Annotated in this window: 24 protein-coding genes; 10 read left to right on the top strand and 14 right to left on the bottom strand. The window is 68.2% G+C overall.

Features of this window, described 5'->3' with window-relative positions:
- Positions 1-17 precede the first annotated feature (17 nt).
- Positions 18-884 (bottom strand): TauD/TfdA dioxygenase family protein, encoded by an 867-nt coding sequence (locus tag ACFVJ5_RS31475; RefSeq protein WP_379225781.1) that lies wholly within the window; start codon positions 882-884, stop codon positions 18-20.
- Positions 885-910: 26 nt separating this feature from the next.
- Entirely contained in the window at positions 911-1,882 is a 972-nt protein-coding gene (locus ACFVJ5_RS31470; RefSeq protein ID WP_379225779.1) for a quinone oxidoreductase family protein, read from the bottom strand.
- A 108-nt stretch (positions 1,883-1,990) separates the two neighbouring features.
- Between ACFVJ5_RS31470 and ACFVJ5_RS31465 the strand changes: the two genes are divergently transcribed.
- On the top strand, positions 1,991-3,001 hold the full coding sequence (locus ACFVJ5_RS31465) for an AraC family transcriptional regulator (RefSeq protein ID WP_379225777.1): 1,011 nt from the start codon (positions 1,991-1,993) through the stop codon (positions 2,999-3,001).
- Positions 3,002-3,026: 25 nt separating this feature from the next.
- Here ACFVJ5_RS31465 and ACFVJ5_RS31460 read toward each other — a convergent pair whose 3' ends face one another.
- The 4 genes from ACFVJ5_RS31460 to ACFVJ5_RS31445 all read right to left on the bottom strand — a co-directional run bounded on the left by ACFVJ5_RS31460 (position 3,027) and on the right by ACFVJ5_RS31445 (position 7,838).
- On the bottom strand, positions 3,027-5,318 hold the full coding sequence (locus tag ACFVJ5_RS31460) for an acyl-CoA dehydrogenase (protein ID WP_379225775.1): 2,292 nt from the start codon (positions 5,316-5,318) through the stop codon (positions 3,027-3,029).
- On the bottom strand, positions 5,303-6,151 hold the full coding sequence (locus tag ACFVJ5_RS31455; protein WP_379225773.1) for an enoyl-CoA hydratase/isomerase family protein: 849 nt from the start codon (positions 6,149-6,151) through the stop codon (positions 5,303-5,305). The genes ACFVJ5_RS31460 and ACFVJ5_RS31455 overlap by 16 nt, the downstream gene beginning before the upstream one ends.
- A complete protein-coding gene (locus tag ACFVJ5_RS31450) occupies positions 6,148-7,161 on the bottom strand; it encodes a TIGR03617 family F420-dependent LLM class oxidoreductase (RefSeq protein ID WP_379225771.1) in 1,014 nt (337 codons plus the stop codon). The genes ACFVJ5_RS31455 and ACFVJ5_RS31450 overlap by 4 nt, the downstream gene beginning before the upstream one ends.
- An 89-nt stretch (positions 7,162-7,250) precedes the next feature.
- Positions 7,251-7,838 carry a TetR/AcrR family transcriptional regulator gene (locus ACFVJ5_RS31445; RefSeq protein ID WP_379225769.1) on the bottom strand — a complete coding sequence of 196 codons (588 nt, stop codon included), beginning with the start codon at positions 7,836-7,838 and terminating at the stop codon, positions 7,251-7,253.
- Between the two features lie 92 nt (positions 7,839-7,930).
- Between ACFVJ5_RS31445 and ACFVJ5_RS31440 the strand changes: the two genes are divergently transcribed.
- Positions 7,931-9,058, top strand: a complete 1,128-nt coding sequence (locus tag ACFVJ5_RS31440) for an NADH:flavin oxidoreductase (RefSeq protein ID WP_379225767.1) — start codon at positions 7,931-7,933, stop codon at positions 9,056-9,058.
- Positions 9,059-9,111: 53 nt separating this feature from the next.
- Here ACFVJ5_RS31440 and ACFVJ5_RS31435 read toward each other — a convergent pair whose 3' ends face one another.
- Together ACFVJ5_RS31435 and ACFVJ5_RS31430 are read right to left on the bottom strand one after the other, a co-directional pair.
- On the bottom strand, positions 9,112-10,140 hold the full coding sequence (locus ACFVJ5_RS31435) for a phosphotransferase family protein (protein WP_379225765.1): 1,029 nt from the start codon (positions 10,138-10,140) through the stop codon (positions 9,112-9,114).
- A complete protein-coding gene (locus ACFVJ5_RS31430) occupies positions 10,140-11,255 on the bottom strand; it encodes a hypothetical protein (RefSeq protein ID WP_379225763.1) in 1,116 nt (371 codons plus the stop codon). Before ACFVJ5_RS31430 ends, ACFVJ5_RS31435 begins: the two co-directional genes overlap by 1 nt.
- Before the next feature lie 126 nt (positions 11,256-11,381).
- Between ACFVJ5_RS31430 and ACFVJ5_RS31425 the strand changes: the two genes are divergently transcribed.
- The 3 genes from ACFVJ5_RS31425 to ACFVJ5_RS31415 are packed head-to-tail and all read left to right on the top strand — an operon-like array spanning position 11,382 to position 14,136.
- Entirely contained in the window at positions 11,382-11,990 is a 609-nt protein-coding gene (locus ACFVJ5_RS31425; RefSeq protein WP_379225761.1) for a TetR/AcrR family transcriptional regulator, read from the top strand.
- Positions 11,987-13,534, top strand: coding sequence for an LVIVD repeat-containing protein (locus ACFVJ5_RS31420; RefSeq protein WP_379225759.1), 1,548 nt, complete (start codon positions 11,987-11,989; stop codon positions 13,532-13,534). Before ACFVJ5_RS31425 ends, ACFVJ5_RS31420 begins: the two co-directional genes overlap by 4 nt.
- A complete protein-coding gene (locus tag ACFVJ5_RS31415; protein WP_379225757.1) occupies positions 13,531-14,136 on the top strand; it encodes a DUF305 domain-containing protein in 606 nt (201 codons plus the stop codon). The genes ACFVJ5_RS31420 and ACFVJ5_RS31415 overlap by 4 nt, the downstream gene beginning before the upstream one ends.
- Positions 14,137-14,176: 40 nt before the next feature.
- On the opposite strand, the gene ACFVJ5_RS31410 is transcribed toward ACFVJ5_RS31415, so the two are convergent.
- Positions 14,177-15,421 (bottom strand): helix-turn-helix domain-containing protein, encoded by a 1,245-nt coding sequence (locus ACFVJ5_RS31410; RefSeq protein WP_379225755.1) that lies wholly within the window; start codon positions 15,419-15,421, stop codon positions 14,177-14,179.
- A 144-nt stretch (positions 15,422-15,565) separates the two neighbouring features.
- Between ACFVJ5_RS31410 and ACFVJ5_RS31405 the strand changes: the two genes are divergently transcribed.
- From ACFVJ5_RS31405 to ACFVJ5_RS31395, 3 genes are read left to right on the top strand one after another with little or no spacing between them, the layout of a single operon-like run.
- Complete coding sequence (locus tag ACFVJ5_RS31405; RefSeq protein WP_379225753.1) at positions 15,566-16,558, top strand: hypothetical protein; 993 nt, start codon at positions 15,566-15,568, stop codon at positions 16,556-16,558.
- 21 nt (positions 16,559-16,579) lie between these two features.
- On the top strand, positions 16,580-18,964 hold the full coding sequence (locus ACFVJ5_RS31400) for a beta-glucosidase (protein ID WP_379225751.1): 2,385 nt from the start codon (positions 16,580-16,582) through the stop codon (positions 18,962-18,964).
- A gap of 38 nt (positions 18,965-19,002) precedes the next feature.
- Positions 19,003-20,607 (top strand): MFS transporter, encoded by a 1,605-nt coding sequence (locus tag ACFVJ5_RS31395; RefSeq protein WP_379225749.1) that lies wholly within the window; start codon positions 19,003-19,005, stop codon positions 20,605-20,607.
- Positions 20,608-20,646: 39 nt separating this feature from the next.
- Here ACFVJ5_RS31395 and ACFVJ5_RS31390 read toward each other — a convergent pair whose 3' ends face one another.
- Genes ACFVJ5_RS31390 through ACFVJ5_RS31380 form a run of 3 tightly spaced genes read right to left on the bottom strand, consistent with a single transcriptional unit; the run spans position 20,647 to position 23,650 of the window.
- Entirely contained in the window at positions 20,647-21,270 is a 624-nt protein-coding gene (locus ACFVJ5_RS31390) for a DUF4203 domain-containing protein (protein WP_379225747.1), read from the bottom strand.
- A gap of 28 nt (positions 21,271-21,298) precedes the next feature.
- Positions 21,299-22,981, bottom strand: coding sequence for a SulP family inorganic anion transporter (locus ACFVJ5_RS31385; RefSeq protein ID WP_379225745.1), 1,683 nt, complete (start codon positions 22,979-22,981; stop codon positions 21,299-21,301).
- A 12-nt stretch (positions 22,982-22,993) separates the two neighbouring features.
- Positions 22,994-23,650 (bottom strand): GAP family protein, encoded by a 657-nt coding sequence (locus tag ACFVJ5_RS31380; protein ID WP_379225743.1) that lies wholly within the window; start codon positions 23,648-23,650, stop codon positions 22,994-22,996.
- A gap of 122 nt (positions 23,651-23,772) precedes the next feature.
- Here ACFVJ5_RS31380 and ACFVJ5_RS31375 point away from each other — a divergent pair, with 122 nt between their 5' ends.
- Together ACFVJ5_RS31375 and ACFVJ5_RS31370 are read left to right on the top strand one after the other, a co-directional pair.
- The gene (locus tag ACFVJ5_RS31375; RefSeq protein ID WP_379225741.1) at positions 23,773-24,195 is read left to right on the top strand and encodes a DUF6325 family protein; all 423 of its coding nucleotides are present in this window, start codon (positions 23,773-23,775) and stop codon (positions 24,193-24,195) included.
- Positions 24,196-24,207: 12 nt separating this feature from the next.
- Positions 24,208-24,519, top strand: a complete 312-nt coding sequence (locus tag ACFVJ5_RS31370) for an SHOCT domain-containing protein (protein WP_379225739.1) — start codon at positions 24,208-24,210, stop codon at positions 24,517-24,519.
- A 51-nt stretch (positions 24,520-24,570) separates the two neighbouring features.
- On the opposite strand, the gene ACFVJ5_RS31365 is transcribed toward ACFVJ5_RS31370, so the two are convergent.
- Positions 24,571-25,536 (bottom strand): DUF389 domain-containing protein, encoded by a 966-nt coding sequence (locus ACFVJ5_RS31365; protein WP_379225737.1) that lies wholly within the window; start codon positions 25,534-25,536, stop codon positions 24,571-24,573.
- A gap of 24 nt (positions 25,537-25,560) precedes the next feature.
- Positions 25,561-26,220 (bottom strand): GAP family protein, encoded by a 660-nt coding sequence (locus ACFVJ5_RS31360; RefSeq protein ID WP_379225735.1) that lies wholly within the window; start codon positions 26,218-26,220, stop codon positions 25,561-25,563.

Genomic DNA, 26,220 nt, shown 5'->3' with positions numbered 1-26,220 from the left:
TATCGAAAAAGGAAATGTCAGAAGGGACGGTCGCCGACGATCCCGGCACGTTCCATCTTGCGGACGGCGGGCCAGTAGTCCTGGACCGCGTAGTGCTGGGTGCACCGGTTGTCCCAGATCGCGAAGCTGTTCTCGGTCCAGCGCCAGCGCACCTGGTATTCGGGGATACTCGCCTGGCGCATCAGGTAATTGAGGAGTTCACTCGCGCCCGGCGCGTAGTCGGCGCCGAATCGAATGTTCTCCGGCGTGTGGTAATTGACCAGATGCGTGGTGAAGGAATTGACGAACAGAATGTCTTCGCCGGTGTCCGGGTGGATCCGCACCACCGGATGTTCGGCGTCGGGGAAACGCTCGTGCAGGTCGAGTCGTTTCTCCGCCGTGAGCGCGGCGCCGAAACTCGCCTCGATGCTGTGCCGGGCGCGCAGATGCGCGACCTGCGATTTCACCGACTGCGGCAGCCGCTTGTACGCCTCGACCATGTTCACCCAGATGGTGTCGCCGCCCACGGGCGGCGTTTCCACGCAGCGCAGCACGGCGCCCATCGGTGGATTGACCCGCCAGGTGGCATCGCAGTGGTAGGCGTTCTCGTAGTGCTCGGGCGCACTGTCGAGGTCCTTGTAGATGCGGACAAGACCGGGATGATCGGGATCGCTGCCGAGGGCCGGATGGTCCTCGAGCGGGCCGAATCGTTCAGCGAGAGCGACGTGTTCGGCGCGGGTGATGTCCTGGTCGCGGACGAAGAGCACCTTGTGGCGCAGCAGCAGGGTGCGCAGTTCGGCGAACAGCGTGTCGTCGACGGCGACCTCGGCGAGATTCACCCCGTGCAGTTGCGCGCCGATGGTCGCGGTCAGCGGCACCGCTTGGATCGCGGTTCGAACGGTCATTGGCTTGTTCCTTTCCGGTGGGCGCGTCAGATCTCGAAGACCGACGCACCGACGCTGCGGCCCGCTTCGAGGTCGCGATGCGCCTGGACGGCGTTCGGGAGTTCGTAGCGCTGGTTGATCTCGACCCGCAGGCGGCCCGCGGTGAGGTGGTCGTGCAGTTCACCGGCCAGTTCGGCGCGTTCGGCCGGGTCGGCGATGTAGTCCGCGAGCGCGGGCCGGGTGACGAACAGCGAGCCCTTCACGGCCAGTTGCATCGGCTCGATCGGCGGCACCGGACCCGAGGCGGTGCCGAAGCACACGAGCAGGCCGCGGCGGGCGAGGGAGTCGATCGAGGACTGGTAGGTGGTCTTGCCGATGCTGTCGTAGACCACGGGAACGCCTGCGCCGTCGGTGATTTCGCGGACCCGGGTCGCGACGTCCTCGCGGGTGTAGATCACCACGTGGTCGCAGCCGTTGGCGCGGGCGACCGCCGCCTTCTCCTCGCTGGAGACGGTGCCGATCACACTGACCCCGAGCAGTTTCGCCCACTGGGTGAACAGCTGACCCACGCCACCCGCCGCCGCGTGCAGGAGCACCGTGTCGCCCGCGCGCAGCGGATGGATGCGACGCAGCAGGTAGGCGGTGGTCAGGCCGCGCATGGTGGTCGCGGCCGCGGTGTCGAACGCGATCGCGTCGGGCAGGGCGATCAGGTGCTCGGCGGGCATGATCCGTTCGGTGCTGTACGCGCCGAGCGGGCTACCGGTGTAGGTGACGCGGTCACCGGGCGCGAAGTCGACGCCGGGGCCGACGGCTTCGATGACGCCGGCCCCCTCCACGCCGAGGCCCGCCGGCAACGCTGCCGGGTACAGGCCGGTGCGGAAATAGGTGTCGGCGAAGTTGAGACCGACCGCCTCGTGCCGGATCCGGACCTGGCCCGGCCCCGGCTCACCGACCTCGGTGGGCTCCCACCGCATCACGTCGGGACCACCGGTTTCAGCGAATCGAATTGCGTATGCCACTGCCATCTCCTCCTGTGTGATGCAGCTAACTGTAGGGTGGGTCACACCAGGATATTTGCCCTCACGGGACAGAAAACTATTCCTCTCGGGACATCGAGGAGGTGTCGGATGAAGCCGTTGTCCAGGTACGCGTCACTGAACGACTACGTCGAACTGGCGCGCTCGCTCGGGCTCGAACCCGCTCGGCTGATCCGCGATTGCGGACTCGACCCGGCCGGTTTCGGCACGCAGGACCGGTGGATTCCGGCCGAAGCCGTCGCCGAACTACTGGAACGCTCGGCCGCCGAATCCGGCCGGGAGGACTTCGGTGTGCGGTTGGCGCAGCTGCGCCGCTTCTCCAACCTCGGCCCGTTGAGCCTGGTCATCCGCGAGGAACCGGATGTGCGCAGCGCGCTGCGGCTGCTGTCGCGCCACGAGCACATGTACAACGAGGCGCTGCACACCGAGGTCATCGAGGCGAACGGCATGGCCACCATTCGGGTGAGCGTGGATGTCGGCCGAGCGGTGCCCGTCCGGCAGGCCGTCGAACTCACCACCGGGGTGCTGCACGGATTGCTCCGCGGTTTCGTCGGACCCACCTGGCGGCCGATGCAGGTGTGCTTCTCCCACCCCGCCCCGCGCGACCGCGCCACCTACCTCAAGATGTTCGGCCCGCATGTCGAGTTCGATCAGGATTTCGACGGAATCCTCACCTACAGCAGCGATCTCGACGCGGAGAACGCGATGGCCGACCCGCTGCTGCACGCCTACGCGCAGCAGTTGCTCGGCGCGATGGCACCCGCGCAGGAGGCCACGGTCGCCGACCGGGTCCGCGAACTCGTCGAACTGCTGTTGCCGACGGGCCGGTGCACCGTCGAACAGGTGGCGCGCAGCCTCGGGGTCGACCGGCGCACGGTGCATCGCAAACTCGCCCAGGACGGCACGACGTTCACCTCGGTGGTCGACGAGATCCGCGGGGCACTCGCCGAGCGGATGGTGGCCAACCGCCGTCACTCCCTCACCGAGGTGGGCGATCTGCTCGGCTTTTCCTCGGTGAGCAACTTCTCGCGGTGGTTCAGTGCCAGGTACGGGGTCAGCCCCCGGCAGTGGCGGCAACGCGAGGCCGACACCCGGCACTGAAAGCGGTGCAACCGCAGGCGACCGACTATCGAGGCAGACTCAGCACGCGTCGCGCGATGATGTTGAGCTGGATTTCGATGGTGCCGCCGCCGAAGAGGATGGCGGGCAGGCCGAGGAAGTCGAAGGTGTAGGGCTGTTCGGGGTGGCCGATCGTGGCGCGGGGGCCGAGGATCGAGGCGAGCGCCCGGGAGGCATCGCGCTGGGCGATGGCGTTCCAGACTTTGCGGATGCTGTTGCTGGAGCCGTTGCCGTCGGCCATGTCGTTCATCCTCGCGACGACGTCGCGCAGGTTCAGCGCGGCGACGGACAGTTCGAGCGCGGTGTTGCGGCCGAGGACACGGACGGCGTCGTCGCGGGTACCGGCGTGGTCGCCGGATTCGAGCAGGCGCCGGACCAGCGTGCTGGAGCCGTGGCCGAAGGTGGCCGAGCCCATGGCGACCCGCTCGTTCGACAAGGTGGTGACGGCGATCCGCCAGCCGTCCCCGGGCTCGGCGACCACCTGGCTGTCGGGAACGAAGACCTCGTCGAGGAAGACCTCGTTGAACTCCCAGATGCCGGTGACCTGACGCAGCGGTCGGACGTCGACGCCGTGGGCGTTCATCGGGATCAGGAAGTAGGTCAGGCCGGCGTGTTGGGGGACATCGGCATCGGTGCGCGCCAGGCACACGGCCCAATCCGCGTCCTGTGCCTGGGAATTCCATACCTTCTGGCCATTGATGATCCAGCCGCCGTCGACTTTGCGTGCGGCGGTGGACAATCCGGCGAGATCGGAGCCCGCACCGGGTTCGGAGAACAGCTGGCACCAGATGATGTCACCGAGCATCGTCGCGGTGACGAACTGTTCGCGCTGCGCGTCGTCACCGTGTTCGATCAGCGTGGGCAGCACCCAGGCGCCGATGCCGAGTTCGGGTTGACACAGCCCACGGCACGCGAATTCTTCGGCGATCACCGCCTGTTCGGCGGGCCCGGCGTCGAGACCGAACGGGCTCGGCCAGTGTGGGGCGACCAAGCCGGCCGCGGTGAGCCTGGCGCGGCGGCGACCACCGCGCGCGGGTGACCACCCCTCGGACGGGATTTCGTCATCCGCGATGGCGGCGACCGCATCGAGCGCGACGCCGACCGTCGTGCGCAGTCCGGGCAGCGTGTCGGCGTCGACGAACGAGAAGTCGCGTTCGGCGAGCAGCGCACGCTCCCCCAGCGCTCTGGCCGACGCGTCCTCGCCACCCACGAGCGCGGCCAGCGCGATCGCGCGACGCCAGTACAGATGGGCATCGTGCTCCCAGGTGAAGCCGATGCCGCCGAGCAGGCTCACGCAGTCCACCGCCTGATCGATCGCGCCAGGCAGCACGGTCAGCGCGGCATTCGCGGCGGCGAGTAGCCGCTGCTCGGTCGGCTGGGTCTCGGCGCGGGCCGCGTCCCAGGTCACCGCGCCGGCCACTTCGGCGCGGACCAGCATGAGCGCCGCTTTGTGCTGCACCGCTTGGAAGCTGCCGATCGGACGACCGAATTGGTGTCGCACACGGATGTATTCGACGGTCGTGTCCAGACACCAGCGACAGATCCCGGTCGCCTCCGCCGCCGCCAGCGTGGTCGTCCACAACTCCGCGACAGCTGGGTCGATGCCGTCGAGCACCCGCGCCGCATCCACGGGGTAGGCATCGAATTCGGCGCGTCCGAGCGATCGGGTGAGGTCGACAGCTTCGGCGGTCGTGAACCGGATCGAAGCGACCGCCCCGGTAGGGGGCAGCGGCGGCTCACCGACGGGACCGGAACTATCCGCACCGACATCGCCGTGATCGGCGGGGCTGAGCCAGAACCACAGGCTCGCTGCGGGATTCCCGGCGACGGTGGCGCGCACTACCACTCGTTCGGCCCCGGGCAGCCCGAGTGCCGGGTCGGAGACGCCCGATACCACCCAGCCGTCGCCGTCGCGGGTGGCCCGCAGGTCGGGTCCGGTGACGACGGCTCCCGTCATGCCGGCGCCGAAGTCCGCGAGCAACGGCTGAGGTCGAGCCGCCATCGCGAGCGCGCTCGCCGTCACCGTCGACAGATACGGGCCGGCGAACATCGCCGTGCTCAACTGCTCGACGGCCACCGCGAGCGTCGCCAGCCCACAGTCGTCGCCGCCCTGTGCCGCGGGCAGGTGCAGCGCGTGTAAACCCTGCTCGCACAAGGCTGTCCAGACTTCTGTCGGCGCGTTCCCGGCCGCGTACTCGGCCAAGTGCTCGCGTGTCTGCGACAGCGGGGCGAATTTGCGGGCGAACGCGGCTACCGATTGCGCCAGCGCGTGCTGGTCAGCAGTTACTGCGAGAGACATCTACATACTCCTGAGACGGTGACGTCGGCCGTTCCCAATTCCTGCCAATCGCGCGACAACCGCGCCGACCAGACCGGTTCGCGCCGATCGACGCGGGCACGCATGCCCTCGCCCGCATCGGGTCCACCCATGACACGCAGGTGCGACTCGGTTTCCAGTTCGGCGACCCGGCCGGGTTCGTATCCGTGGATCGCGGTGTCCCACAGCAGCCTTTTACTGAGAGCGGCAGACATCGGCGCCACATTCACCGCCATATCGCGTGCCATCGCGAGGGCCGCGGGCAATACTTCGGCCGCCGGGAGACAGCGGCCGGCCAGCCCGAGCCGGACCGCTTCGTGACCGTCGAAGGTACGACCCGACAGGAGGATGTCGGCCGCGACCGACATTCCGGCGACCTTGGCCACCGTCCAATGGGCCATCGCGTCGGGCAGAACACCCAGCCGCACTTGGGGAATGGCGTAGCGCGCGTCCTCGGCGACGATGCGAATGTCGGCCTGCATGGCGATCGTCAGGCCGATGCCGATCGCGTGCCCGTTCACCGCGGCGATCACCGGTTTGCGCAGCGCGAAGGCGGGTGGGTCGACGGGAGACGCGGAAAACGTCGCGCTGTCGGGCTTGTCGAAGGTTCTGTCACCGCCACCGATGTCCGCGCCGGCGCAGAACGCCGGAGGCGCGCCGGTGAGCACGATGACGCGCACCGCGTCGTCGGCCTCCCATTCGCGGTATGCCGTGCCGATCGCCCGAGCCATCGCGCCCGTGAAGGCGTTGCGGCGTTCGGGCCGATCCAGCGTCAGCACCGCGACACCGTCGGTGACCTCGATCCGGATGCTCACGGCGCCTGCAATGCGGTGACCAGGTCCTTGATGTACTCGTCGGACACGTCGTAACCGGGGAAATAGCAACAGATCCGGTCGGCATACGCGCCGAAGCGTTCGATGATCGCCGTCGCGCACTGCTCCGGTGTCCCGTGCACAGCCAAGGTGTCGAGCATCGTCTGATCGATGAGGCCGGTCATCGCCGCGACCTCGCCGCGCTTGGACAGCGCGTTCAATTCCGGTTGCAGCTCACCCCAGCCCTCGGCGTCGAGGACCGGGCGGTACGCGGGCGTCGACCCGTAGAAGCCGAGCAGCCGACGCGCACCGACGGCCGCGGCCGCCAGCTCACTCGGCGTGCGGCCCATCGCGACGATCACCTGTGGATAGATGTGCAGATCGGCGGCATCGCGCCCGGCGCGGTCGAGCCCCTCCTCGATGGCGGGCACGGTGTGTTCGGCGAAATGCCGGGCACTGTTGAACGGCATGACCAGCAGCCCGTCGGCCACTTCGGCCGCGGTCCTGGTCATGATCGGGCCGAGCGCGCCGAGACAGATCTGCGGCAGCCCATAGGGATTCGGGCCGGGATCGAAGGTCGGCGGCATCAGGGTGTGCCGGGTGAACTCGCCGTCGAAGTGCAGCGGAGTGCCCTCCTGCCAGGAACCGAGCACGGCTTTGATGGCGAGCACCATGTCCCGCATGCGCGCGGCCGGGCGCGACCACTCACCGCCGTACCGCTTTTCGATGTGCGCGCGGGTCTGCGAACCGAGCCCGAGGCGGAACCGGCCACCGCTGAGCAGGTGCAGGTCGTAGGCGGCGTGCGCCAGGTGGACCGGGCTGCGCGGGAGGGCGATGGCGACATTCGTCATCAAGTCGACCGGCTCGGGGCCCGCGGCGGCCAGGGTCAGCGGGAGGAAGACGTCATGGGCACCTTCGAAGGTGAACAGGCCGTCGACTCCACAGGCGGTCAGCTCGGCGGACCGTGCGATCACCTGTTCCGGGCGCGCGCCCAACTGCAGGTCGACCTTCATTCGCACACTCCCTGAGGCTCTCGGCTCACAATTACATACTAGCATGTAACGTTATTAACGTGTGGCCCGAGTCACGATGATCAGCCGCCTCAGCGCCCCGTGGACGCCAAGACATACAGCGCGTCGGCCAGGCGCGCGACGAAGGCTTCCCCCTCCTCGGCGTCACGCAGTAGCGCATGAAATGTCGTGGTGCCCGAGAGGATCTCGAAGATCAGGTCCACATCGGCGCCGGGGTCGATCTGACCGTCGTCGACCGCCCTTCCGAGCAACTCGGCGAAGGCCTTGCGCACGGGAGCGCCGATGGCGAGCAACCTGCGCCGAGCCTCCTCGGTCTGCGAATCGGCGAGCAGGCCGGGCACGCCCGCGCGGGCGGCCGGACTGTCGGCGCGAGCCAGGAAGATGCGCACCCAGGTCGCCAGGTCGGCCCGCAGGTCGCCGGTCGGCTCCGGCAGCGAATGTCCCCCTGGGCCGTGAATGGCCTCCTCGAGCAGCGCTTGACGAGTCGGCCACCGCCGGTAGATGGCGGGGGTGTTGACCCCGGCGCGCTTGGCGATCGCGACGACCGTCGCCTGCGGGTAGCCGACCTCGGCGAGCAACTGCCTGGCGGCGATGAGTACCGCGAGGTCCTTGTCGGCGTCGCGGGGCCTGCCGGGGCGGGGCGAAATTTCCGAGGGCATCATTACATAATAACCTGTTACATAATTCACGTGGGCGCCGCTCAGCGGGCCTGCCGATTGCCGGGGGCCGACAACACTGGGAGCGTGGGTGCATGAACGCCGCCGACGCCCTGTTCACTCCCCTGCGAATCGGGCCGTTGTCATTGCCGAACCGCATCGTCATGTCGCCGATGACCCGGCAGCACTCCCCCGGCGGCACACCCGGTGACGACGTCGCCGCCTACTACCGCAGGCGCGCCGAAGGCGGCACCGGGCTGATCATCACCGAAGGCGTCGCGATCGATCATCCGACGGCGGTCGACAGCACGAAAGTGCCTCGGCTACACGGTGAATCAGCCCTGTCCGGGTGGCGTCGCGTGGTCGACGGCGTCCACGGCGCAGGCGGCAAGATCGTGCCGCAGCTGTGGCACGTCGGCCCACTGTGGGGTGCGATGGCTCGCGTGGACCCGGCGCTCACACCCCTGCGCCCCTCGGGACTGTGGGGCCGGGTCGGGCGCACGACCTACTCCCAGCGCTACCTGTCGACGGTGAGCGCACCGACCGCACCCATGACCGAGCACGACATCGAGGACGTGATCGCCGCCTACGTGCGCTCGGCTCGCAACGCGGTCGCGGTCGGTTTCGACGGCATCGCCGTCCACGCGGGCCACGGCTATCTCCTCGACGCGTTCCTCTGGGAGGCCACCAATCAACGCACCGACCACTGGGGCGGCGATCTGGGCAGACGCCTCAATTTCCCGGTCGAGGTCGTGCGCGCGATCCGCCGGGAAATAGGTCCGCGACTGCCGATCTTCTACCGCTTCTCCCAGCACAAACAGCAGGACTACGGCGCACGCATCGCCGAAAATCCCGAGGAGCTCGGACAGATCCTCACCGCCCTGGCGGAGGCCGGTGTGGATGTATTCGACGCCAGCAGTAGGTTTTTCGACCGACCAGCCTTCGACGGCAGCGACCTGACCTTGGCGGGCTGGGCGAAGAAGCTGACCGGCGCGTACAGCATGGCCGTCGGTAGCGTCGGGCTGAGCATGTCCCTGCACGAGCAGGGCACTCCCGAACCGGCCGCACTCGACGGCCTCTACCGACGGCTCGCCGACGCCGAATTCGACCTGGTGGCCATCGGCCGCCTGCATCTCGCCGAGCCCGCGATCGCCCGCGTGCTGCGCACCGGCGCGCCCCTGCCCGCCTTCGACCAGGAACGTCACCAGCGCGTGCTCACCTGACCGGCCACTCGAACACGAATCGCGCGAATCCGTGCTCGAGCCGGCATCTGTGGTTATTCGTCGCCGAGCAACTGCTCGATGCGCTGCGCGCAGAACGCGGTGACGTCGATCTCCGGCGGCAAGTTCAGGCGATGTGCCATGCGCAGCAACGGAATACTGAGCAGGACTGCGGCCAGCACCTCGTTGTAGCGCAGGTTGCGGACCTTCATGCCGCTGCGTTCCTCGTAGCGGGCGATCGACTCCTCGCGGGTGGGAGTACCCGGAAGTCGTTCGGTTCCCTGGAATTCCGAGCATGCCCAGTCCAGGAACAGCATCCAGGCGAGATCGGCCTCGTGGTCGCCGATGTAGGCGATCTCCCAATCGAGCACACCCGACACCCGGAACTCTTTGTCGTAGAGGATGTTCGACATCCGAGCATCGCCCCAGCAGAGGGTGACGTGGTCGGGTTCATAGAGGTTGGCGCGCAACCACTCGGCAGCTCGGCGCAGCGCGGGCGGTTGACTGGTCGAGGCCCAGGCCAGCGCGGAATCCACGTAGCCGATCATCTGCTCGAGCGGCGCGACACCGAACTGCGGGAAGAACAGGAAGTCCAAGTTCAGTGTGCGCCAGTCGAGCTGGTGGATCTCGGCGATAGTGTCGACACAGCCCCACCACATCTTGGCGCGGTCGTCGGGATCGGCGTCGAAGTAGAGGCCGGCCGAGTGGTAGGACGGCAGGTCACCCGGGGCCGAGCCATCGATGCGGTCCATCACGAAGTAGGGGCTGCCCAGCTCGTCACCGTCGCGGTCGAGCCAGCGCACCGACGGAACAGCGATCGAGGTCTCGGCCAGCCGGCGCATGACCAGGACCTGACGGAGCAGGTCGTAGTCGGGGAACAGCGCTACCTCGGGCGGACGCCGCAGTACCAGCGAGACCGGTTCGGCGTCATCACGCTCGAGGTCGAACAGGAAGGTCTCGGTGGCCAGACCGCGCGGGCTGGCCGACCAATTCGTCACCCGCGCCGAGCCGGCATCGGGAAAACCACTGCGCAACACGGGAACCACCGCGCTCGGCAGATCGTCGGCACTGGGGCGCGTCGTCATCAGTACCCCTCGTATCCGTAGCGAGCGTTGCGGCCCATGAACACCATCTCGACCAGGCCGTAACCGACCTTGCCGTCGCTGGACTCGACCTTGACGAAAGTCTCGGTGAGCATGCTCACCGGGCGCAGTTCGGCGGTGTCGGACAGATCCACGGTGTAGCCGTCGCTGTAGGACTCGCCCTTCCAGATCCCCGACGCGTAGCCGCGATACATGTCGTATCCGGCCAGGCCGGGCCAGAAATCGTGCAGCGCGGTGACGGCGTAGGTCCGCTCGCTGCCGTCGGCGGCGTTGGCGGTGAACGAGCCCTCCGACACGATCCGGAAGTCGTCACGGAACTTCAGGTCATGGGTCACGCCGACGATCGGCACGGTCGGTACTTCCGCCTCGATCGGGCGCTGGATCGACCCCTCGAAGTGCCAGCGCTGCCCGTCGGCGGTCTCGCGCTGGGCGAAGTGCACCAGCTCGTCGTCGAACTGGAAGATGCCCATGAAGTACAGCACGCCGTCGGGGATCTCCGAGGGCTGCAGGCCGCCGCCCTCGCCCAGGCTGCCGCCACCGCCGCCGTGGCGGGTGCCCCACGAGTGGTCGCGGCCGAACCACCACGTGCTGGGATCGATCTCGATGCGCTCGCCGTCGACCTCGAGCCAGCCGGAGATCTCACCGTTCTGGTAGTAGCGGCGGGCGTCCTCACGGACCCGGCCACGGGTGCGGAAGAAGGCGGGTTCCTGCTCGTAGGCGGGGAACTGGCCGGCGAAGTTCAGTTCCAGGCGCAGGCCGTGGTCGTTGTCGCCGAGGGTCGCGCGCACGCCGCGCAGCGGCTCGGTGATCTCGTAGCGGTAGGGGCCGATCTGCCAGGCGCCGAGGTCGTCGTACTTGCCGCTGATCTCGCGCGAGAGCCGTGCCACGTGCGCCGTGCCGTCGATGGTGACCATCGCGTAGGCGTCCATCACATTGCGGTTGGGGTAGCGCGCCATGCCGGTCATGACGCTGACCCGGCCGGTGGTGTCGAAGCCGTAGAGCACGATGCGTTCGGTCCAGCGCAGATCGCTCTGGACGACGTGGTCGAAGGTCGTCGGCAATTGGTGGCAGAGCAGTTCGTCCTGGGGAGTCAGCATGGACTTTTCCTTCGGGAGTGGAGGTAGAACACGTTTCAAGTTAGCCCAATTCGAATACACCATGAAGCGTTTTTAAAAAGTTCAATTCTCGGCTACGCTCTGCCAACACCGACAGAGGAGTGAACAGTGAGTGAACGTCGCGAGGCCCGACCGGGACCGGGCCGCCCTCGTGACCCGCAACTGGATGATCAGGTGCTACGCGCCACTCAAGAACTGCTGGTGGAGCAAGGTTTCCAGGCCACAACCATCCAGGGGGTCGCGCGGCGGGCCGGGGTGGTCGCCACCTCGATCTACCGTCGGTGGCCGAACAAGATCCACCTGGTGGAGGACGCGATCTTCGCCCTCGACACCGGTGCCGTCCCGCAGCCGACCGGCGATATCGCCGCCGACCTGCTGGCTTGGACGCGACTGTTCTTCGCCGCGGCCACCCATCCCGCGGCCCGCTCCGGCATCCCCGGCCTGCTCTCGGCCTACCACGACGACGAACAGAGCTACCAGCGCCTGCGCGAACGCGGCGAAGGGCTGGCCAGAGTCGCCCTCCGCGCGACCATCGACGCGGCGATCGTGAACGGACAGGTCCCACCTGCCTGCGATTCCGATTTGATCTTCGAATTCCTGCGCGGCGCAACCCTCTTGCGCGCGCTCACCCGCGGTGACGAGGACGGCGAGCGCTTCTGCCGTCAGACCGCGGCGGCACTGGCCACCCTGGCCACCGAGCATGAGAGTCAACCATGAGAACGCGTTACTGTTTGCTGGTCGCCGTCGCGGCCGTGCTCGTCCTCCCCAACGCAGTCGGCACCGCGCAACCGGACTCGCCTGCCGTCGTTCAGGAGGACCGCAGCCTCGCCGATACCGCCGTCGCTCGCGCGAGCTGTGCGGGCGACGCGATCCCCGAACCGGGTCTCCAGGGTGACGTACCCGCCGCTGAACGCGACAGCGGGCGCAGCACCCAGGGCTACCGCTGCAACATCAGCCGCATCGGCGGCTACGCGGGCCGCGGCGCGGGCATCACCTCGACGCAGTTCGATCACTGCGTCTACCTGGGCAGCTTCTTCCCCGGCAATATGCTCGGTCCCGCGCAAGGCGTGCAGGTGATCGACGTCGCCGATCCGGCGAACCCGGTGCTCACCACCACGCTCACCGAACCGGCCATGCTGGCGGGGACCTGGGAGAGCCTCAAGGTCAACGCCGCGCGAAAGCTGCTGGTCGGCACCGGGGCTCCGGCGTTCACCGGAGCCGGACTGATCTCGATCTACGACATCTCCGACTGCGCGCGCCCGCGCCTGCTCAACCCGGGGCCCGGCACCGACGTGAGCCTGCCGGTCCCGATCACGGCGCACGAGGGTGGCTTCTCCCCCGACGGCCGCACCTACTGGGCATCCGGCGTGATCCCCGGCATCGTCAGCGCCGTCGACCTGACCGATCCGGCCGACCCCCGCGTGATCTGGCAGGGCATGCCGGGGCAGTCCATGCACGGCATGGGCCTGCGCGCCGACGGCAACCGCCTGTACCTGGCCAACAACATGGGTGGGCTCGCCGTCCTCGACACCAGTGCGGTGCAGCGACGCGACCCCGACCCGCAGGTGCCGATCATCTCCCAGCTGACCTGGACCGACGGTTGGGCGACGCAGCAGAGCGTGCCCGTCACCTACAACGGCGTGCCCTACCTGTTCACCGCCGACGAGGCCGGATCCGGCGGCGCCAAACTCATCGACATCTCCGACGACACCAACCCGCGCATCGTGAACTCCATCAAGCTGGAGATCAACCTGCAGCAACATCGTGACAGCGCGCTCGCCTCCGGGATGGGTGGGTCGATCTTCACCTACGACGCCCACTACTGCTCCGCCGACCGCCCGGTGAACCCCACCGCGCTCGCGTGTGGCTGGATCGCCTCCGGCATCCGGGTTTTCGACGTCCGCGACCCGCTCCGGGTACGCGAGATCGCCTACTACAACCCGCCCGCGCGCACCGGTCAGAACAGCGAACTGTGGAACTCCCCGCACGCGCTCGCCTCGATCATCGGGGTGCCGCTGCTCAGCGTGCAGTCGGTGATGCAGGCCATCGACGCGGGCGTTCTCGATCCCGAGCAGGCGCAGAGTTCGCGCACCGGTGACGTGGCCTTCGGCGACCTCTCCACCGACTGGTGCTTCTCCGCTCCCGAGTGGCGCGGCAACCAGCTCTGGGCCGCCTGCGCCGACAACGGGTTGCTCACCTTGGAGCTGTCGCCCGAGGTGTACACCCCGCCCACCGATCAGCGGTCGACGGTCGGCTCATGAGCCGGCGGGTGCTGCTCGGCGCCGCGGGTGCGGCGACGGTACTGCTGCTGCTGGTGGTCGGCGCGGCCGCCCGACCGCTCTTCTTCTCCGAGACCGCCACCGTCACACCGGTATTGACGCCCACCGAGATCGGCTTCGTGCAGGACATGACGGGTCACCATCAGCAGGCGCTCATCATGGTCGAGCGCCTGGCCACCGATGTCGATCCCACCGTGCGGCGGCTGGCCGACCAGATCGCCGATGCCCAGCGCCTCGAGATCGGCATGATGCTCGGCTGGCTGCGGTTGGCCGCGGCGACCCCGACCAACCCGCACCCGATGTCGTGGATGCCCACCGGTCACCACGCCGCCGCGTCGTCGTCGGCCATGCCCGGCATGGCCACCCGCGCCGACCTCGACGCGCTCGCGCGGGCACACGGCATTGACGCGGAGAAGATGTTCCTGCGGCTGATGTATCGCCATCACCAGGGCGGTGTCGCCATGGCCCAAGCGTTCGACGAGCTGTCCGAGGGCGGACCGGTCGAACAGGCGGCCCGCGACATGGTGAGCACGCAGAGCCAGGAGTCCGGGATCATCGGCCTGCTGATGTCCCAGCGCGGGTGACGGCCACGGGCTGAGTACCTGCCGACGGTCGAGCGCGAACTCAGCGTGCGACCAGCTCGCGAATGCTGGTGCGGACCTCGCCGACCGTCGAGACCTCGGCGAACTCGGTCGACTCGTGCAGGAAATCCAACAGCCGGGCAGCGGTGCGGCCCGTAGGTCGTCGACCGCACAGCGACAGGGCGAGACCTACTTGGTCGACAGCCAGCTCGGGGTCACCGAGCATCAGCTGTAGGCGTGCCGAGGAGATCGCGGCCGTCGCCGGTGTCACAAGGTCCTGCGACAACGGCGTGTGCATCTCGCCGAAGGCGATGCGAGCCAAATCGGGTCGGGTAGCGAGGAGGTGGCGATAGCTGGCGCCGAGCAGCCGCCACTGCTGCCCGGGCCCCGGCCAATTCCGGCGCGGTCCGAGGATCATGCCGACGGTGGCCGCGGTGAGGCTCCGGTCGGCAACGCTGTCACCGGCCACTGTCCCGGCGGCTTCGCCACGGCATTCCGCCGCGATGACAATCGCACGCTGGAACGCGGCATGATCACCGAGAATGCCGTGCGCGTAAGCCTCCAACTCGGCGAGTGCGACCCGCAGCAGGGGTGTCGCGGTGCGCCGCGCCAGATACTGGGCGAGCTGGGCCACCTCGAGCCCTTCGGCCGGCCTACCACTGTCGAGGAGCTGCCAGGACGCCTCGGCGAGGATCGTGGCGGTGAGCACCTCCTCGCCCGCGGCGTGCGACAGCCGTGCCGCGGCGACCGAGTACCGGCGACCGGCGAGGACGTCCTCCATGTCCCAGCTCATGGCGGCCGCGATATCGGCCAGCTCGGCACCGGCCCGGAAAGCGCGTCCATGCCCGCCTGCGGCCGAGAGCTGCTGTAAACGCGGCAGATTCACCGACAGCCAGGCCGTCACGGCACGGCGCGGCGCCGGTCCGTCGTCCCACTGCCTGGCGCGCGCCCAGGTCGCGAGCTGCTCGGCGTCCGCCAGCTCCGTCGCGGCGAAGGCGGGGTGATCGCCGCGCGAATGCGCGACGGGCGGCAGCAGCAGCGACGAAAGCTGCGTGGGCAGATCGTCGAGTTCGTTGACCGATTCGACGGTGAGCCGGTCGCGCAGATGATCCAGCGGAGTGTGCAGCGCCGACGCGTACGCGGCCACGTGCTCGGCGCGCACCACCCGGGCGCCGGTCTCGAGCTGACCCAGATACGGCTTCGAATAGTTCGTGCGCGCGGACATGCCCTGCAGGCTGATTCCCGCCGCCGTTCGTGCCGCGCGCAGCGCAGAACCGACCTCGGTCATCCGAGGTCCGCACCGGTGCGGGTCGACTCGTTCATCAGTTCGAGAATACGTCGCGGGAAGCCCCGCGCGTGGGTGTCTGCAACATGTCTGCAAGACGACGTGGCAGGGCCTGGATGCCCGTTCACCTGCTTAACGTCGGAGATCGTGAGCAACAGAACTGTCCACCGGGTGCATCGAGGCACCCGCATCGCCCTGACCGCGGTCGCGCTGACCGCGGCCATGTCGGCGGCACCGATCTCGGCCGCGCCGTCCTACCAGCCTGCCGCGCCGGTCGAGGCGACCTACTACGCCCCGGGGCCATGGGCGGTGGCCGAGCGATCCGGTGCCGACTGCTGCACCTCGACCGGCGATACCTACGACATCTGGTACCCGGCGAACCTCGACGCGGGCGTCCACCCGGTGATCACCTGGGGCAACGGCACCATGGCGCACCCGCGCGAATACGCCTACCTGCTCGCCCACCTCGCGTCGTGGGGCTTCGTCGTGATCGCCACCGACCGGACCGACACCGGAACCGGCGCGCAGATGCTCGACGCCGTGCACTACCTCGCCGAGCAGAACAACGACCCGAGCAGCGTCTTCCACGGCAAGATCGATCTCGATGCGGTGGGCGCGGTGGGTCATTCCCAAGGCGGCCTCGGTGCGCTGAACGCGCTCGCGCGTGAGTCCGGCCTGATCGATACCGCGGTGACGCTCGAGATGCCGCTGGCCGCGGTGTGTTCGTCGCTGCCGACGGTCGACGGCCAGAGCACCTGTGTCGATACCAGCGCGATCACCTCGGGCTCGGTGCTGCTGGTCAACGGTTCGGCCGACGGCATCTCGCCGGGGACCCAGCAGCTGCCACCCGCGCTGATCGGCCGGCAGTCCATGCAGGCGTACTACGACGCCCTGCCCGCGCAGGTGCCCAAGGCCCGCGCCGCGCTGGTCGGCGCCCAGCACAACGACATCCAGGGCCAGCCCGACTGCACCAACTACAGCTGCGCCGAAGGCGTCTATCGCTACCTCGGCTACTTGGCGGCGTGGTTCCGTGGCCAATTGCGCGACGATCCGGCCGCCCGTGGCGCATTCGTCGCGGGCACCGGCGAATTCCTGCACAACCCGTACTGGGCCGAGCAAGCCAGCACCCTCACCCACTGATCGAAGAAGGGCCGCATCTTCATGCAAGACCGCATCACGGAGCTACTCGCCGAGCTGGATCTGGACGGCAAGCTCCGGCTGATCTCCGGCGCGGGCCTGTTTCGGATGGCCGGTGCCCCCGCGATCGGACTCGCCGAGATGCCGGTGTCCGACGGTCCCTCCGGGGTGCGCGGCGAGAACTGGGACGAACGCGACCCCTCGGTCAGCCTGCCTTCCGGCACCGCGGTCGCCGCGACCTGGGACCCCGAACTCCTCACCGAGATCGGCGCCCTGATCGCCGCCGAAGCGCGCCGCAAGGACGTCTACGCGATCCTCGGCCCGACGATGAACCTGCATCGTTCGCCGTTGGGCGGCAGGCATTTCGAATGCTTCTCCGAGGACCCGCTGCTCACCGCCGAGATGGCCGAGGCCTATGTGCGGTCTGTCCAGGCGCACGGGGTCAGCGCGTGCCCGAAGCACTACGTGGCCAACGACTCCGAGACCGATCGCTTCACCGTCGACGTCCGGGTCGGCGACCGCGCGCTGCACGAGCTGTACCTCTACCCCTTCGAACGCACCGTCGAAGCGGGCGCGTGGATGCTCATGGGCGCCTACAACTCGGTCAACGGCGCCACCATGACCGAGAACCCCCTGCTCGACGAACCGCTCAAGGGCGCATGGGGATTCGACGGTGTCGTCGTCTCGGACTGGACCGCGATCCGCAGCACCGAGAGCGCGGCCAACGGCACCGACCTGTGCATGCCGGGACCGTGGTACCTGTGGGGCGACCCGCTGGCCGAGAAGGTCCGATCGGGCGAGATCGCCGAATCCGTGATCGACGACAAAGTGCGTCGCATCCTGCGTTTCGCACATCGCGTCGGCGCGCTCGACGGAAAACCCCAGCCCACACCGGATTTCAGTGACGAACAGGCGCAGGACCTGGTCCGCCGGGTCGCCGCCGAGGCGATGGTCCTGGTGCGCAACGACGGAATCCTCCCGCTCGCACCGGAAACCTCCGTCGCCCTGGTCGGTCCGTCGGCGGGTGAACCCCGGTTCCTCGGTGGCGGTAGCGCCACCGTCATCCCGGGCCACACCACGACGCCGGTCGAAGGTCTCACCGGCCGACTCGCCCTGACGCACACCGCGGGCGTCCACCTGTCCGAGGCGCTGATCCCCGCACCGCTCGCCATCATGACCGACCCCGAAACCGGCGAGCCCGGCTTGTCGGCCCGTTATCTCAAGGACGAGACCGAACTCGGCACCCAACACCGGACCACGAGCCGACTCGTACTACTCGGCGATGAGCTCGCGGCACAGTCGAACACGATCGAACTGCGCACGCGCCTGCGCGCCGACATGGCCGGAGAATGGCAGATCGGTTTCGGCGGCGTCGGTCATATCCGGCTCGACCTCGACGGCGAGACCGTGCTCGACGAGAACATGGTGCTCGACGGCGGCGACCCGGCCGCCGCCCTGCTCAACCCGCCGCAACGCCACGTCACACGCACGCTCGCCGTCGGCGAGGAGGTCGATGTCCGGGTGGTGACCAGCATCGAGGAAGCGATGCCGGGCCTCGGCATCATCCTCGGCGCGACGCTCGGTATCCGCCGTCCCCAGCGCGCCGACGACGAGGAGTTCGCGGCCGCGGTCGCGCAGGCAGCGGCCGCCGAGGTGGCCGTTGTCGTGGTCGGCACCACCGAGCAGATCGAGAGCGAAGGCGTCGACCGCACCTCGCTGCGGCTGCCCGGCCGTCAGGACGAGCTGGTCTCGGCGATCGCCGCCGTGAACCCCCGCACGGTGGTGGTGGTGAACTCCGGTGCGCCGGTGGAGATGCCGTGGCGCGACGACGTCGCCGCCGTACTGCTCGCCTGGTTCCCCGGCCAGGAGTTCGGCGCGGCGCTGGCCGATGTCCTCACCGGCACCGTCGAACCCGGCGGTCGACTGCCGACCACTTGGCCCAAGTCCATGGCCGATGTCCCCGTGCTCGACACCACCCCGGTCGACGGCGTCCTCGACTACGCCGAGGGTATCCACATCGGCTACCGCGCGTGGCTGAAGGCCGACATCGAACCGGCCTACCCGTTCGGTCACGGTCTGGGCTACACCACCTGGGAAACCAGCGATCTCACCGTCGAGGGCCGCACCGTCGCGCTGACGGTGACCAATACCGGTGAGCGAACCGGCAAACAGGTTGTCCAGGTGTATCTCTCGCGCCCGGACAGCCTTATCGACCGTCCGGTTCGCTGGCTCGCCGGTTTCACCACGCTCAGCCTCGCGCCCGGCGAGACTCGCACGGTGTCGATCGACCTGCCCACCCGCGCCTTCCAGCACTGGGGCGCGAACGGCTGGGAGAGCGAGCCCGGCGAATTCACTGTCCGGGCGGGAACTTCCGTCACCGACCTTCCCCACACCGCCTACATCTACTAGCTCGAAATTTCTATCAGCTCGAACAACGGAGCGTGGCCATGTCCACCAGTACCATCAAGCCAGACGACACCAATGACACCGGAAGACTCGAAGGCGCTTCGCGCGCCAGGATTTTCACGGTCCTAGCCGTGATCGTGCTCTTCTCCGAGATCGCCCCGATGCAGTACACGATCGTCGCGGCGGCACTACAGAAGATCGCACCGAGCTTCCCCGGCGTCGGGGCCAACATCAACTGGGCCATCATCGTTTTCGGTTTGATCGGCGCGGCCGCGTCTCCGTTGATCGGCAAGATGAGTGATGTCTGGGGCAAGAAGCGGATGTTCCTCATCTGCGGCGTCCTGTTCGTCATCGGCTGCGTCCTCGACGCGACCACCTCGAACTGGGGTGTGTTCCTGTTCGGTCGCTGCCTGCAAGCCACCGCCATCGCGACCGCGGTGATCGCCTACGGTCTCATCCGGGATCTGATGCCGCGCAAGATGGTTCCGCTCGCCCTCGGTCTCACCGCGACCGGCTTCGGCGTCGCCTCCATCGCGGGCCCGCTGCTCGGCGGCTACCTCGTCGACAACCACAGCTGGCGGGCCATCTTCTGGGTACTGGGGGCATTCACTGTTCTGATGTTGCCGCTGGTGTGGGTCATCGTGCCCGAGTCCAAGCTGCGGGTCAGCGAACGCATCGACATCGTCGGCGCCGCACTGCTCGCCGGTGGTGCCGCACTCACCTTGATCTACGTCGACAAGGGCCACGACTGGGGTTGGTCGAAGCCGACCACACTGGCCTGGCTGATCGCCGGCCTCGTGCTGCTCGTGCTGTTCGTCGTCGTCGAGAAGCGGGCCACCACCCCGATCATGGACATGAAGCTGCTGTTCCACCCCCGCGTGGCGCTGGTGCTGGCCGGTGCGCTCTTCGCGTCGCTGCAGATCGGCATCGTGTCCTACGCCATCGCCTACATGTCCCAGACCCCGCCCGAGTCGACGGTCGTCGCCGGTGTTCAGCAGGGCACCCTCGCGCAGATCCAGCAGATGACCGGTCAGGCGCTACCGATCGAGGCCGTGCAGGTGACCCTCGACCCGGGCTACACCTACGGCAGCGGATACAGCCTGCTCGAGTTCGCGGTCCGCATCGCACTGCTCGGTTCGGTGATCACGATGCTCTTCGGCGCGGTCGCGGGGCTGCTGGCCAGACGAATCGGTGCCCGGCTGCCGCTCGTCACGGCACTCGTCATCTTCGCCGCCGCGGCTGTCGCGTTCGCGGTCCTGCCGCTGACCGCCACCAACTTCCTGATCGTGAACTCGATCTTCAGCATCGGCTTCGGCATGTACTACGCCTGTATGCCGATCCTGCTGGTGGAGGCGGTTCCGCAGGAACAGCAGGGCGTCAGCATGGGCATGCTCGGCGTGATGCAGTCCATGGGTGTCGCGATCGGGCTCGCGATCGTCACCGCGTTCCTGCACAGCAACGGCATGACCGCCCTGGTGAGCGTCGGCGGCCAGGCCCAACCGCCCACTCCGCTGCCCGACCTGTTCGGTGACCGTGGCTACCAACTGGGCTTCTGGGTCTGCGCGGCGGCCTCGGCCGTCGCCCTCACCCTCGCCCTGGTGATGAAGCACGGCCGCACCCCGGCCACGGGCGGCACCGCCCACTGATCCGGAACCGACCAGCCGGCGGTGTCGACCGCCGGCTGGTCACTTCGTGGGCCAGCCGCCGTTGCGGTCTCTCATGTCCGGCTCGTCGTCGTCGCCTACCAGGTGCTGGATGCCGAGCTGCTCGGCGAACAGGTGGCGCTGGGTGATCCAGCCGAGAATCGACAGACCCACCCAGGCCAGGGTGGCGGTGACCTGCTGCCAGCCCGGCTCGGGGTCGCGCAGGAACGACAGCGACTCGCTGAACTGCGCGACACCGCTGCACACCATGCTCGCGCCGCCGATCGAGGTCAACCACAGCAGCGCGCGAGCCCGGAACTTCTGGGCCAGAAACGCGCCCGACACGCCCACCGCGAGCGCGACGATCATGCTCAAGGCGACGTTCTTGTCGCCGGGCTGCAACACCGTCGCCAGCTTGGTGCCGATCATCACGCCGGTGAGACCGCCGATGAAATAGGCGGCGAAATGGAACACCAACGAGGTGACCGCCCAGACCGACACCGCGCCGATCAGTCCGGCCAGCAACAGCCACCAGAAGTTCGCGTTGAACAGGTCGGCGATCAGCCAGCCGAGCCCGAACCCGATCGCGAGCAGGCCCAGGTGGACCGAGCGAATCCCGTAGAAGCACAACAGCGCTCCGACGAGGGCGACCAGAATGCCGTTCATCTGCGTTCCTTTCGACGGGCGAGCACGATCACGACCCGGACAGTGCGGCGGTCGCCGCGGCGACGGTGGGATAGATCGGGACCGGGACGTCACCGTGCTCGGCCGAGCCGAGTGCGTCACCGAACTGGGCGACCGGTCGCGCGACGGCGAACCCGATGCGCCGGGAGGCCAGCGTGTCTCGCAGGGCGAGCAGCATCGTCGCGGCGGTCACGTCGACCGAGGGCGAGGTCTCCGCGTCGAGGACGACCATCCGGGTGCGGTCGGTGCACAACCCTTCGATCTGATCCTTCACATAATCGGAGTTGGCGAAGAACAACCCCGATTCGACCCGGACGACCAGCAGATCGGGTCGCGTCGCCGCGTCCGGGTGCCGGACGGCGGCCACCCACAACGACCCTTCCTTGCCGAGCTCGGCCACATGCGGCTGCGAAGCCCGGTACACCAGCAGCAGCATCGACACGCCGATACCGATGAGCAGGCCGGGCAGCGTATCGAAGACCAGCACACCCAGCATCGCGGCCATCGCGCCGAGGAAGTCGACGCGCGCCGCTTTTCCGTAGATGCTGGCGAGCATGTGGGTCCAGACTCGGTAGAGGCGGCGCAGGGCGGCGATGTCGACCAGCTCGATCACGGCCGCGATCACGACCGCCGCCAACGTGGCCTCCGGCAGTTTCTCGAACAGCCCGGTGAGGAACAGCAGGGTGACGACGGTGAGCCCGGCCACGACAAGCCCGCTGAGCTGGGTCTTCGCGCCGGCGCCGCCATTGACCGCCGTCTTCGACAGACTGCCGTTGACGACCATCCCCGAACTCAGCCCCGCGCCGAGATTGGCCGCACCGAGTCCGAGCAGCTCCCGATTCGCGTCGATGGGGTAACCCGCCTTGGCCGCATAGGTTTTCGCGGCGCCAAGGCCCTCAGCGAAGCCGATCAGCAACACCCCGACGGCGGGTCCGAGCAGATCGAGGTAGTCACCGAACGACACTCCCGACGGCAGGCCGAGCGTGGGCAGTCCCGAGTCGATATGACCGACGATCGAGACACCCTTGTCGTCGAGTCCGAACAACGTCACGACCACGATGCCGAACCCCACAGCCACCAACGCGCCGGGAACGAACGGCAGCCAGTGACGCAATGCGAGCACCAGCGCGAGGCTGATCAGGCCGACCGTCACAGTGCGCCACTGCGCATGGCCCAGCTCGGTGATGATGCCCCATGTCTGCCGGAAGAAGTTGCCGTCGTGTTTGTCGACGCCGAGCAGCTTGGGCACCTGCCCGATGATGATGACCAGAGCGAGTCCGACGATGAAGCCCTTGAGCACCGGTTCGGAGATGAACGCGGCGATGAAGCCGAGCCGGATGAGACCGGCGAGCAGTCCGATCAGGCCGGTCGCGATGGCGAGTGCGGCCGTCAACGCGAGGTAGCTGCCGCTGTCGGCGCCCGCGAGCGGCGCGATGATCGCCGCCGACAGTGCCGCGGTCGCCGACATCGGACCGACCACCAGGTGCCGCGAACTGCCTGCGAGTGCGTAGAGCACCAGCGACGGCACCGCCGCGTAGAGGCCGACCACCGGCGGCACCCCGGCGATCGACGCGTAGGCCAGCGCTTCGGGTACGAGCACCGCCCACACCGTGAGACCGGCGATCACATCCGGCCGCAGCCACGCCCGCCGATAGCCGTGCAACGACTCGAACGCCGGTATCGACAGTGCCACGATTCCTCCTCGCTACAGCCCGCCGATGCCCTTGCCGACGACCACGGCGCCCATGATCAACAGCACGATCGCCATCACCGCGTGGTTGTTGAGCTGCAACCACTCCCGCAGGCTGTCGAGCATCGGACCGAGCTTGTCGGCGGCGAGCATGTACCCGACGACCACCGCCAAGACGGTGACCGAGGCGAGCAGGGTGAACACCACGATCGCGACCAGGTCGCTGCCCGCGCTCAGACCGCCTGCCCCGATCGCGACACCCGCCGACACACACAGCAGCAGATTCTTCGGATTGACGCCCGACAGCAGCGCTCCCAGCCCCAGCGCCTTCACCGGCGTGAGCGTGTCGATCGCCTTCATCCAGCCGGGCACCTCGGTCTGCGAGCGTTCCTGCCACTGGATCACCGCCAGGACCACCAGCGCGACGCCGAGAATGATCTTCACGATCGAGGCGCCCGTCGACGGTTCGCTGTCCGTGCCGCCCAGGGTCCCGGCGAGCAACGTCATCACGCCGGTCACGACGAGGATTCCGGCCACCCACCCCACGGCGAAGCCTTTCGCGGCGCCTCCCGCGTTCTTCGACAGGATCATCAGAATGGCCGCGATGATCGGGATCGGCGAGACCGCCACACCCACTGCCAGTGGCAGGAGACCGCCGATTACTGAGCCCATGCCACGACGCTAAGCGGGCCGATCCCGGCGCGCCTCACACTTTCCGGGTGAACTGCGCGCTCGGTGTTTTCATCCGATTCGGGTGAAGCGGCCGGGCACTCTCCGACGGCATGATTCGGCCCATGGGATCACCAGCAACGCTCGGACCGGTCGAATTCCTTGTGCTCACCTTTCCCGGCACCGAGATCGACGAATCCGTGTCCGCGGCACTGGCCGAGATCGTCGCGCAAGGCACGGTCACGCTGCTCGATCTGATCGTGTTGTCCATGGACGACGCGGGCGCCGTCACCGAACGTGAGATCGACGACGACATCGCCGCGGTGGGTCTGACGGGTCTGACGGCGGCCGACATCGACCTCGTCAGCGACGACGACCTCGACGTCGTCCGCGCGTCGATGGAACCGGGAACGACCGCCGTCGTCATCGTTTTCGAGGAAACGTGGGCGCTGCGCCTGGCAGGCGCGGTGCGCGCGGCCGACGGCGAGGTCGCGCTGCACGTGCAGGTACCGCGCGATGCCGTCGACGCCGCGCTCGCCCTCGCCTAGGAAGGAATCGAGATGCCACTTCGCAGGGGTCGCGTCGGGCGACCGGGACTGATCGGCACCATCGCCAGAACCGCGGTCGTCGCGGGCACCGCGACCGCCACCTCGAACGCGATGAACCGGCGCGGAGCACAGCGGAACGCCGAACAACAGGCCTACGCCCAACAGCAGGCACCGCCTCCTCCGCAACAGGCTCCCCCGCCGCCCGCTGCCCCGAGTGCGGGCAACGACACCGTCGCCCAGCTGGGCAAATTGGCCGAGCTGCATTCCGCGGGCGCATTGTCGGACGCCGAATTCTCCGCCGCGAAAGCCAAACTGCTCAGCTGAGCACACCGCGAACGACGCCCCCGACACCGTGCCGGGGGCGTCGCGCTGTGGCTACTGCAGGCGACCACCGACCGTGTGGATGATGACCACCTTCGGGTCCCACGGGACGAGCTCGTCCACCGTGCGCTGCAACTCCTCGCGCGGCGGCAACTGCGCGGGGCCGAGCACCGTGACGGTCGCGATGTCGCTGTGCAGGGTGACATCCATGACCTGTGCGTCCGGTGTGTCCCGGAGCCAGTCGTCGGCCGCGTCGGCGATCTGACCGGCCCACAGGGTCGACAGCGAGTTGAGCACCATCGGGATCGCCACCAGCACCAGCGCCGCGCCGAGCACCAGGTAGGCCCGGCCCCGCCGCATCGTCGCCGGATCGGCCTCGCCCGCGTACCCGGCGATGAGCAGCACGACCGTCGAGGTGATGATCATCGCGACCACATTCGACGCGAACAGCACGAACGCGCCGCCGGCCAGCGCGGGCGCGTGCGACCCCAAACACACCCCGACCACCCCGAGCGGCGGCACCAGCGAAATCGCGATCGCCACCCCGGGCAGCACATCGCCCACGTCTCGCCGGGTGATCGCGATCGCCGCGACCAAGCCGGTCGCCATCGCCGCGGTCAGATCCATCAACTTCGGTGAGGTCCGCCCGACGACCTGGGCGTTGGACAGCACATTCACCGGATTGGGCAGCAACTGCGCGAAGAGGAAGCCGAGCGCGACCACCACCACGATCCCCGACACGACCAGCAGCAGACTCCGGCCGAGCAACGGCCCGCGACCGGTCACCACACCCAACGCGACACCCAGGATCGGTATCGACAACGGCGCGACGATCATCGCGCCGATCACCGTCGCGGTGGAATCGCCGATGACGCCCGAAATAGCGATCACCGCCGACATCACCAGCATGATCCAGAACGCCGACCGCTTCGAGGCGACCTGGCCCACCGACAGATCCAGCTTGTCGGTCAGCTCGTCCAGCGATCGGCGTTGCTCCTGCGGGACAAGAAAGCTCAGCATGGCGGTCCTTTCCGAAGAGTCACCTCAGCCGGCGAGGTTGACGATGCCGCGAGCGGTGAACAGGGCACCGAATCCGAGCAGTACCGACAACGTCAGCATCCGGCTGTGGCTCAACATCCACGCCTGCGCTACCGCCAGACCGTGTTCGGCCCGTTCACCCATCGCGAGATAGATCCCGATCGGAATCAGGAAGTCGACGACCGCCGCGATCAACAGGATCACGGTCGCCACCAGCGCCGCGGCCAGGCCGACGGCCGAGCTGGCGATCAGGCTCATCCCCGACATCATGATGAACAGATTCGGGTTCAACACTCCGAGTACGACACCGATCGCGAAGGCCTTGCGGGGGCCCGCGGTGGCGAGCTCGTCGAGCACGCGCGGCTTCTCGCCGGTGTGCCGACGGGGCCGCACCAGTATGAAGACGCCCAGTGCCAGAAAGATCAGGCCGACCACAAGTCCGGCGACGTGGGAGGTGTGGGCCGTGGTCGCCGCCGGGTCCGGCGCACCGCCGATGCACGCGGCGAGCGCGACGATCGAATACACGACCAGGAACCCGAGCCCGAACATCGATGCGTTGCCTATCGGGTCGCGCGAGCGCAGCAACAGGACACAGCCGATCACCGCGCCCGGTGTCACCATCAATCCCACGATCTCCGGCAACAGCAATGCCATCAGTCCGCCCAC

Origin of the sequence: Nocardia sp. NPDC127606 (genome assembly GCF_042671725.1) — a bacterium.
GTDB lineage: Bacteria > Actinomycetota > Actinomycetes > Mycobacteriales > Mycobacteriaceae > Nocardia.
This window is presented reverse-complemented; position numbering and strand designations above follow the sequence as displayed.

Excerpts from the sequence above, each read along its gene's own strand:
- ACFVJ5_RS31440 (WP_379225767.1), top strand. The coding sequence starts at position 7,931 with ATGAACGCCGCCGACGCCCTGTTCACTCCCCTGCGAATCGGGCCGTTG.
- ACFVJ5_RS31445 (WP_379225769.1), bottom strand. The coding sequence starts at position 7,838 with ATGCCCTCGGAAATTTCGCCCCGCCCCGGCAGGCCCCGCGACGCCGAC.
- ACFVJ5_RS31390 (WP_379225747.1), bottom strand. The coding sequence starts at position 21,270 with ATGAACGGCATTCTGGTCGCCCTCGTCGGAGCGCTGTTGTGCTTCTAC.
- ACFVJ5_RS31430 (WP_379225763.1), bottom strand. The coding sequence starts at position 11,255 with ATGCTGACTCCCCAGGACGAACTGCTCTGCCACCAATTGCCGACGACC.
- ACFVJ5_RS31420 (WP_379225759.1), top strand. The coding sequence starts at position 11,987 with ATGAGAACGCGTTACTGTTTGCTGGTCGCCGTCGCGGCCGTGCTCGTC.
- ACFVJ5_RS31395 (WP_379225749.1), top strand. The coding sequence starts at position 19,003 with ATGTCCACCAGTACCATCAAGCCAGACGACACCAATGACACCGGAAGA.
- ACFVJ5_RS31475 (WP_379225781.1), bottom strand. The coding sequence starts at position 884 with ATGACCGTTCGAACCGCGATCCAAGCGGTGCCGCTGACCGCGACCATC.
- ACFVJ5_RS31370 (WP_379225739.1), top strand. The coding sequence starts at position 24,208 with ATGCCACTTCGCAGGGGTCGCGTCGGGCGACCGGGACTGATCGGCACC.
- ACFVJ5_RS31435 (WP_379225765.1), bottom strand. The coding sequence starts at position 10,140 with ATGACGACGCGCCCCAGTGCCGACGATCTGCCGAGCGCGGTGGTTCCC.
- ACFVJ5_RS31465 (WP_379225777.1), top strand. The coding sequence starts at position 1,991 with ATGAAGCCGTTGTCCAGGTACGCGTCACTGAACGACTACGTCGAACTG.
- ACFVJ5_RS31450 (WP_379225771.1), bottom strand. The coding sequence starts at position 7,161 with ATGAAGGTCGACCTGCAGTTGGGCGCGCGCCCGGAACAGGTGATCGCA.
- ACFVJ5_RS31375 (WP_379225741.1), top strand. The coding sequence starts at position 23,773 with ATGGGATCACCAGCAACGCTCGGACCGGTCGAATTCCTTGTGCTCACC.
- ACFVJ5_RS31410 (WP_379225755.1), bottom strand. The coding sequence starts at position 15,421 with ATGACCGAGGTCGGTTCTGCGCTGCGCGCGGCACGAACGGCGGCGGGA.
- ACFVJ5_RS31400 (WP_379225751.1), top strand. The coding sequence starts at position 16,580 with ATGCAAGACCGCATCACGGAGCTACTCGCCGAGCTGGATCTGGACGGC.
- ACFVJ5_RS31415 (WP_379225757.1), top strand. The coding sequence starts at position 13,531 with ATGAGCCGGCGGGTGCTGCTCGGCGCCGCGGGTGCGGCGACGGTACTG.
- ACFVJ5_RS31460 (WP_379225775.1), bottom strand. The coding sequence starts at position 5,318 with ATGTCTCTCGCAGTAACTGCTGACCAGCACGCGCTGGCGCAATCGGTA.
- ACFVJ5_RS31380 (WP_379225743.1), bottom strand. The coding sequence starts at position 23,650 with ATGGGCTCAGTAATCGGCGGTCTCCTGCCACTGGCAGTGGGTGTGGCG.
- ACFVJ5_RS31365 (WP_379225737.1), bottom strand. The coding sequence starts at position 25,536 with ATGCTGAGCTTTCTTGTCCCGCAGGAGCAACGCCGATCGCTGGACGAG.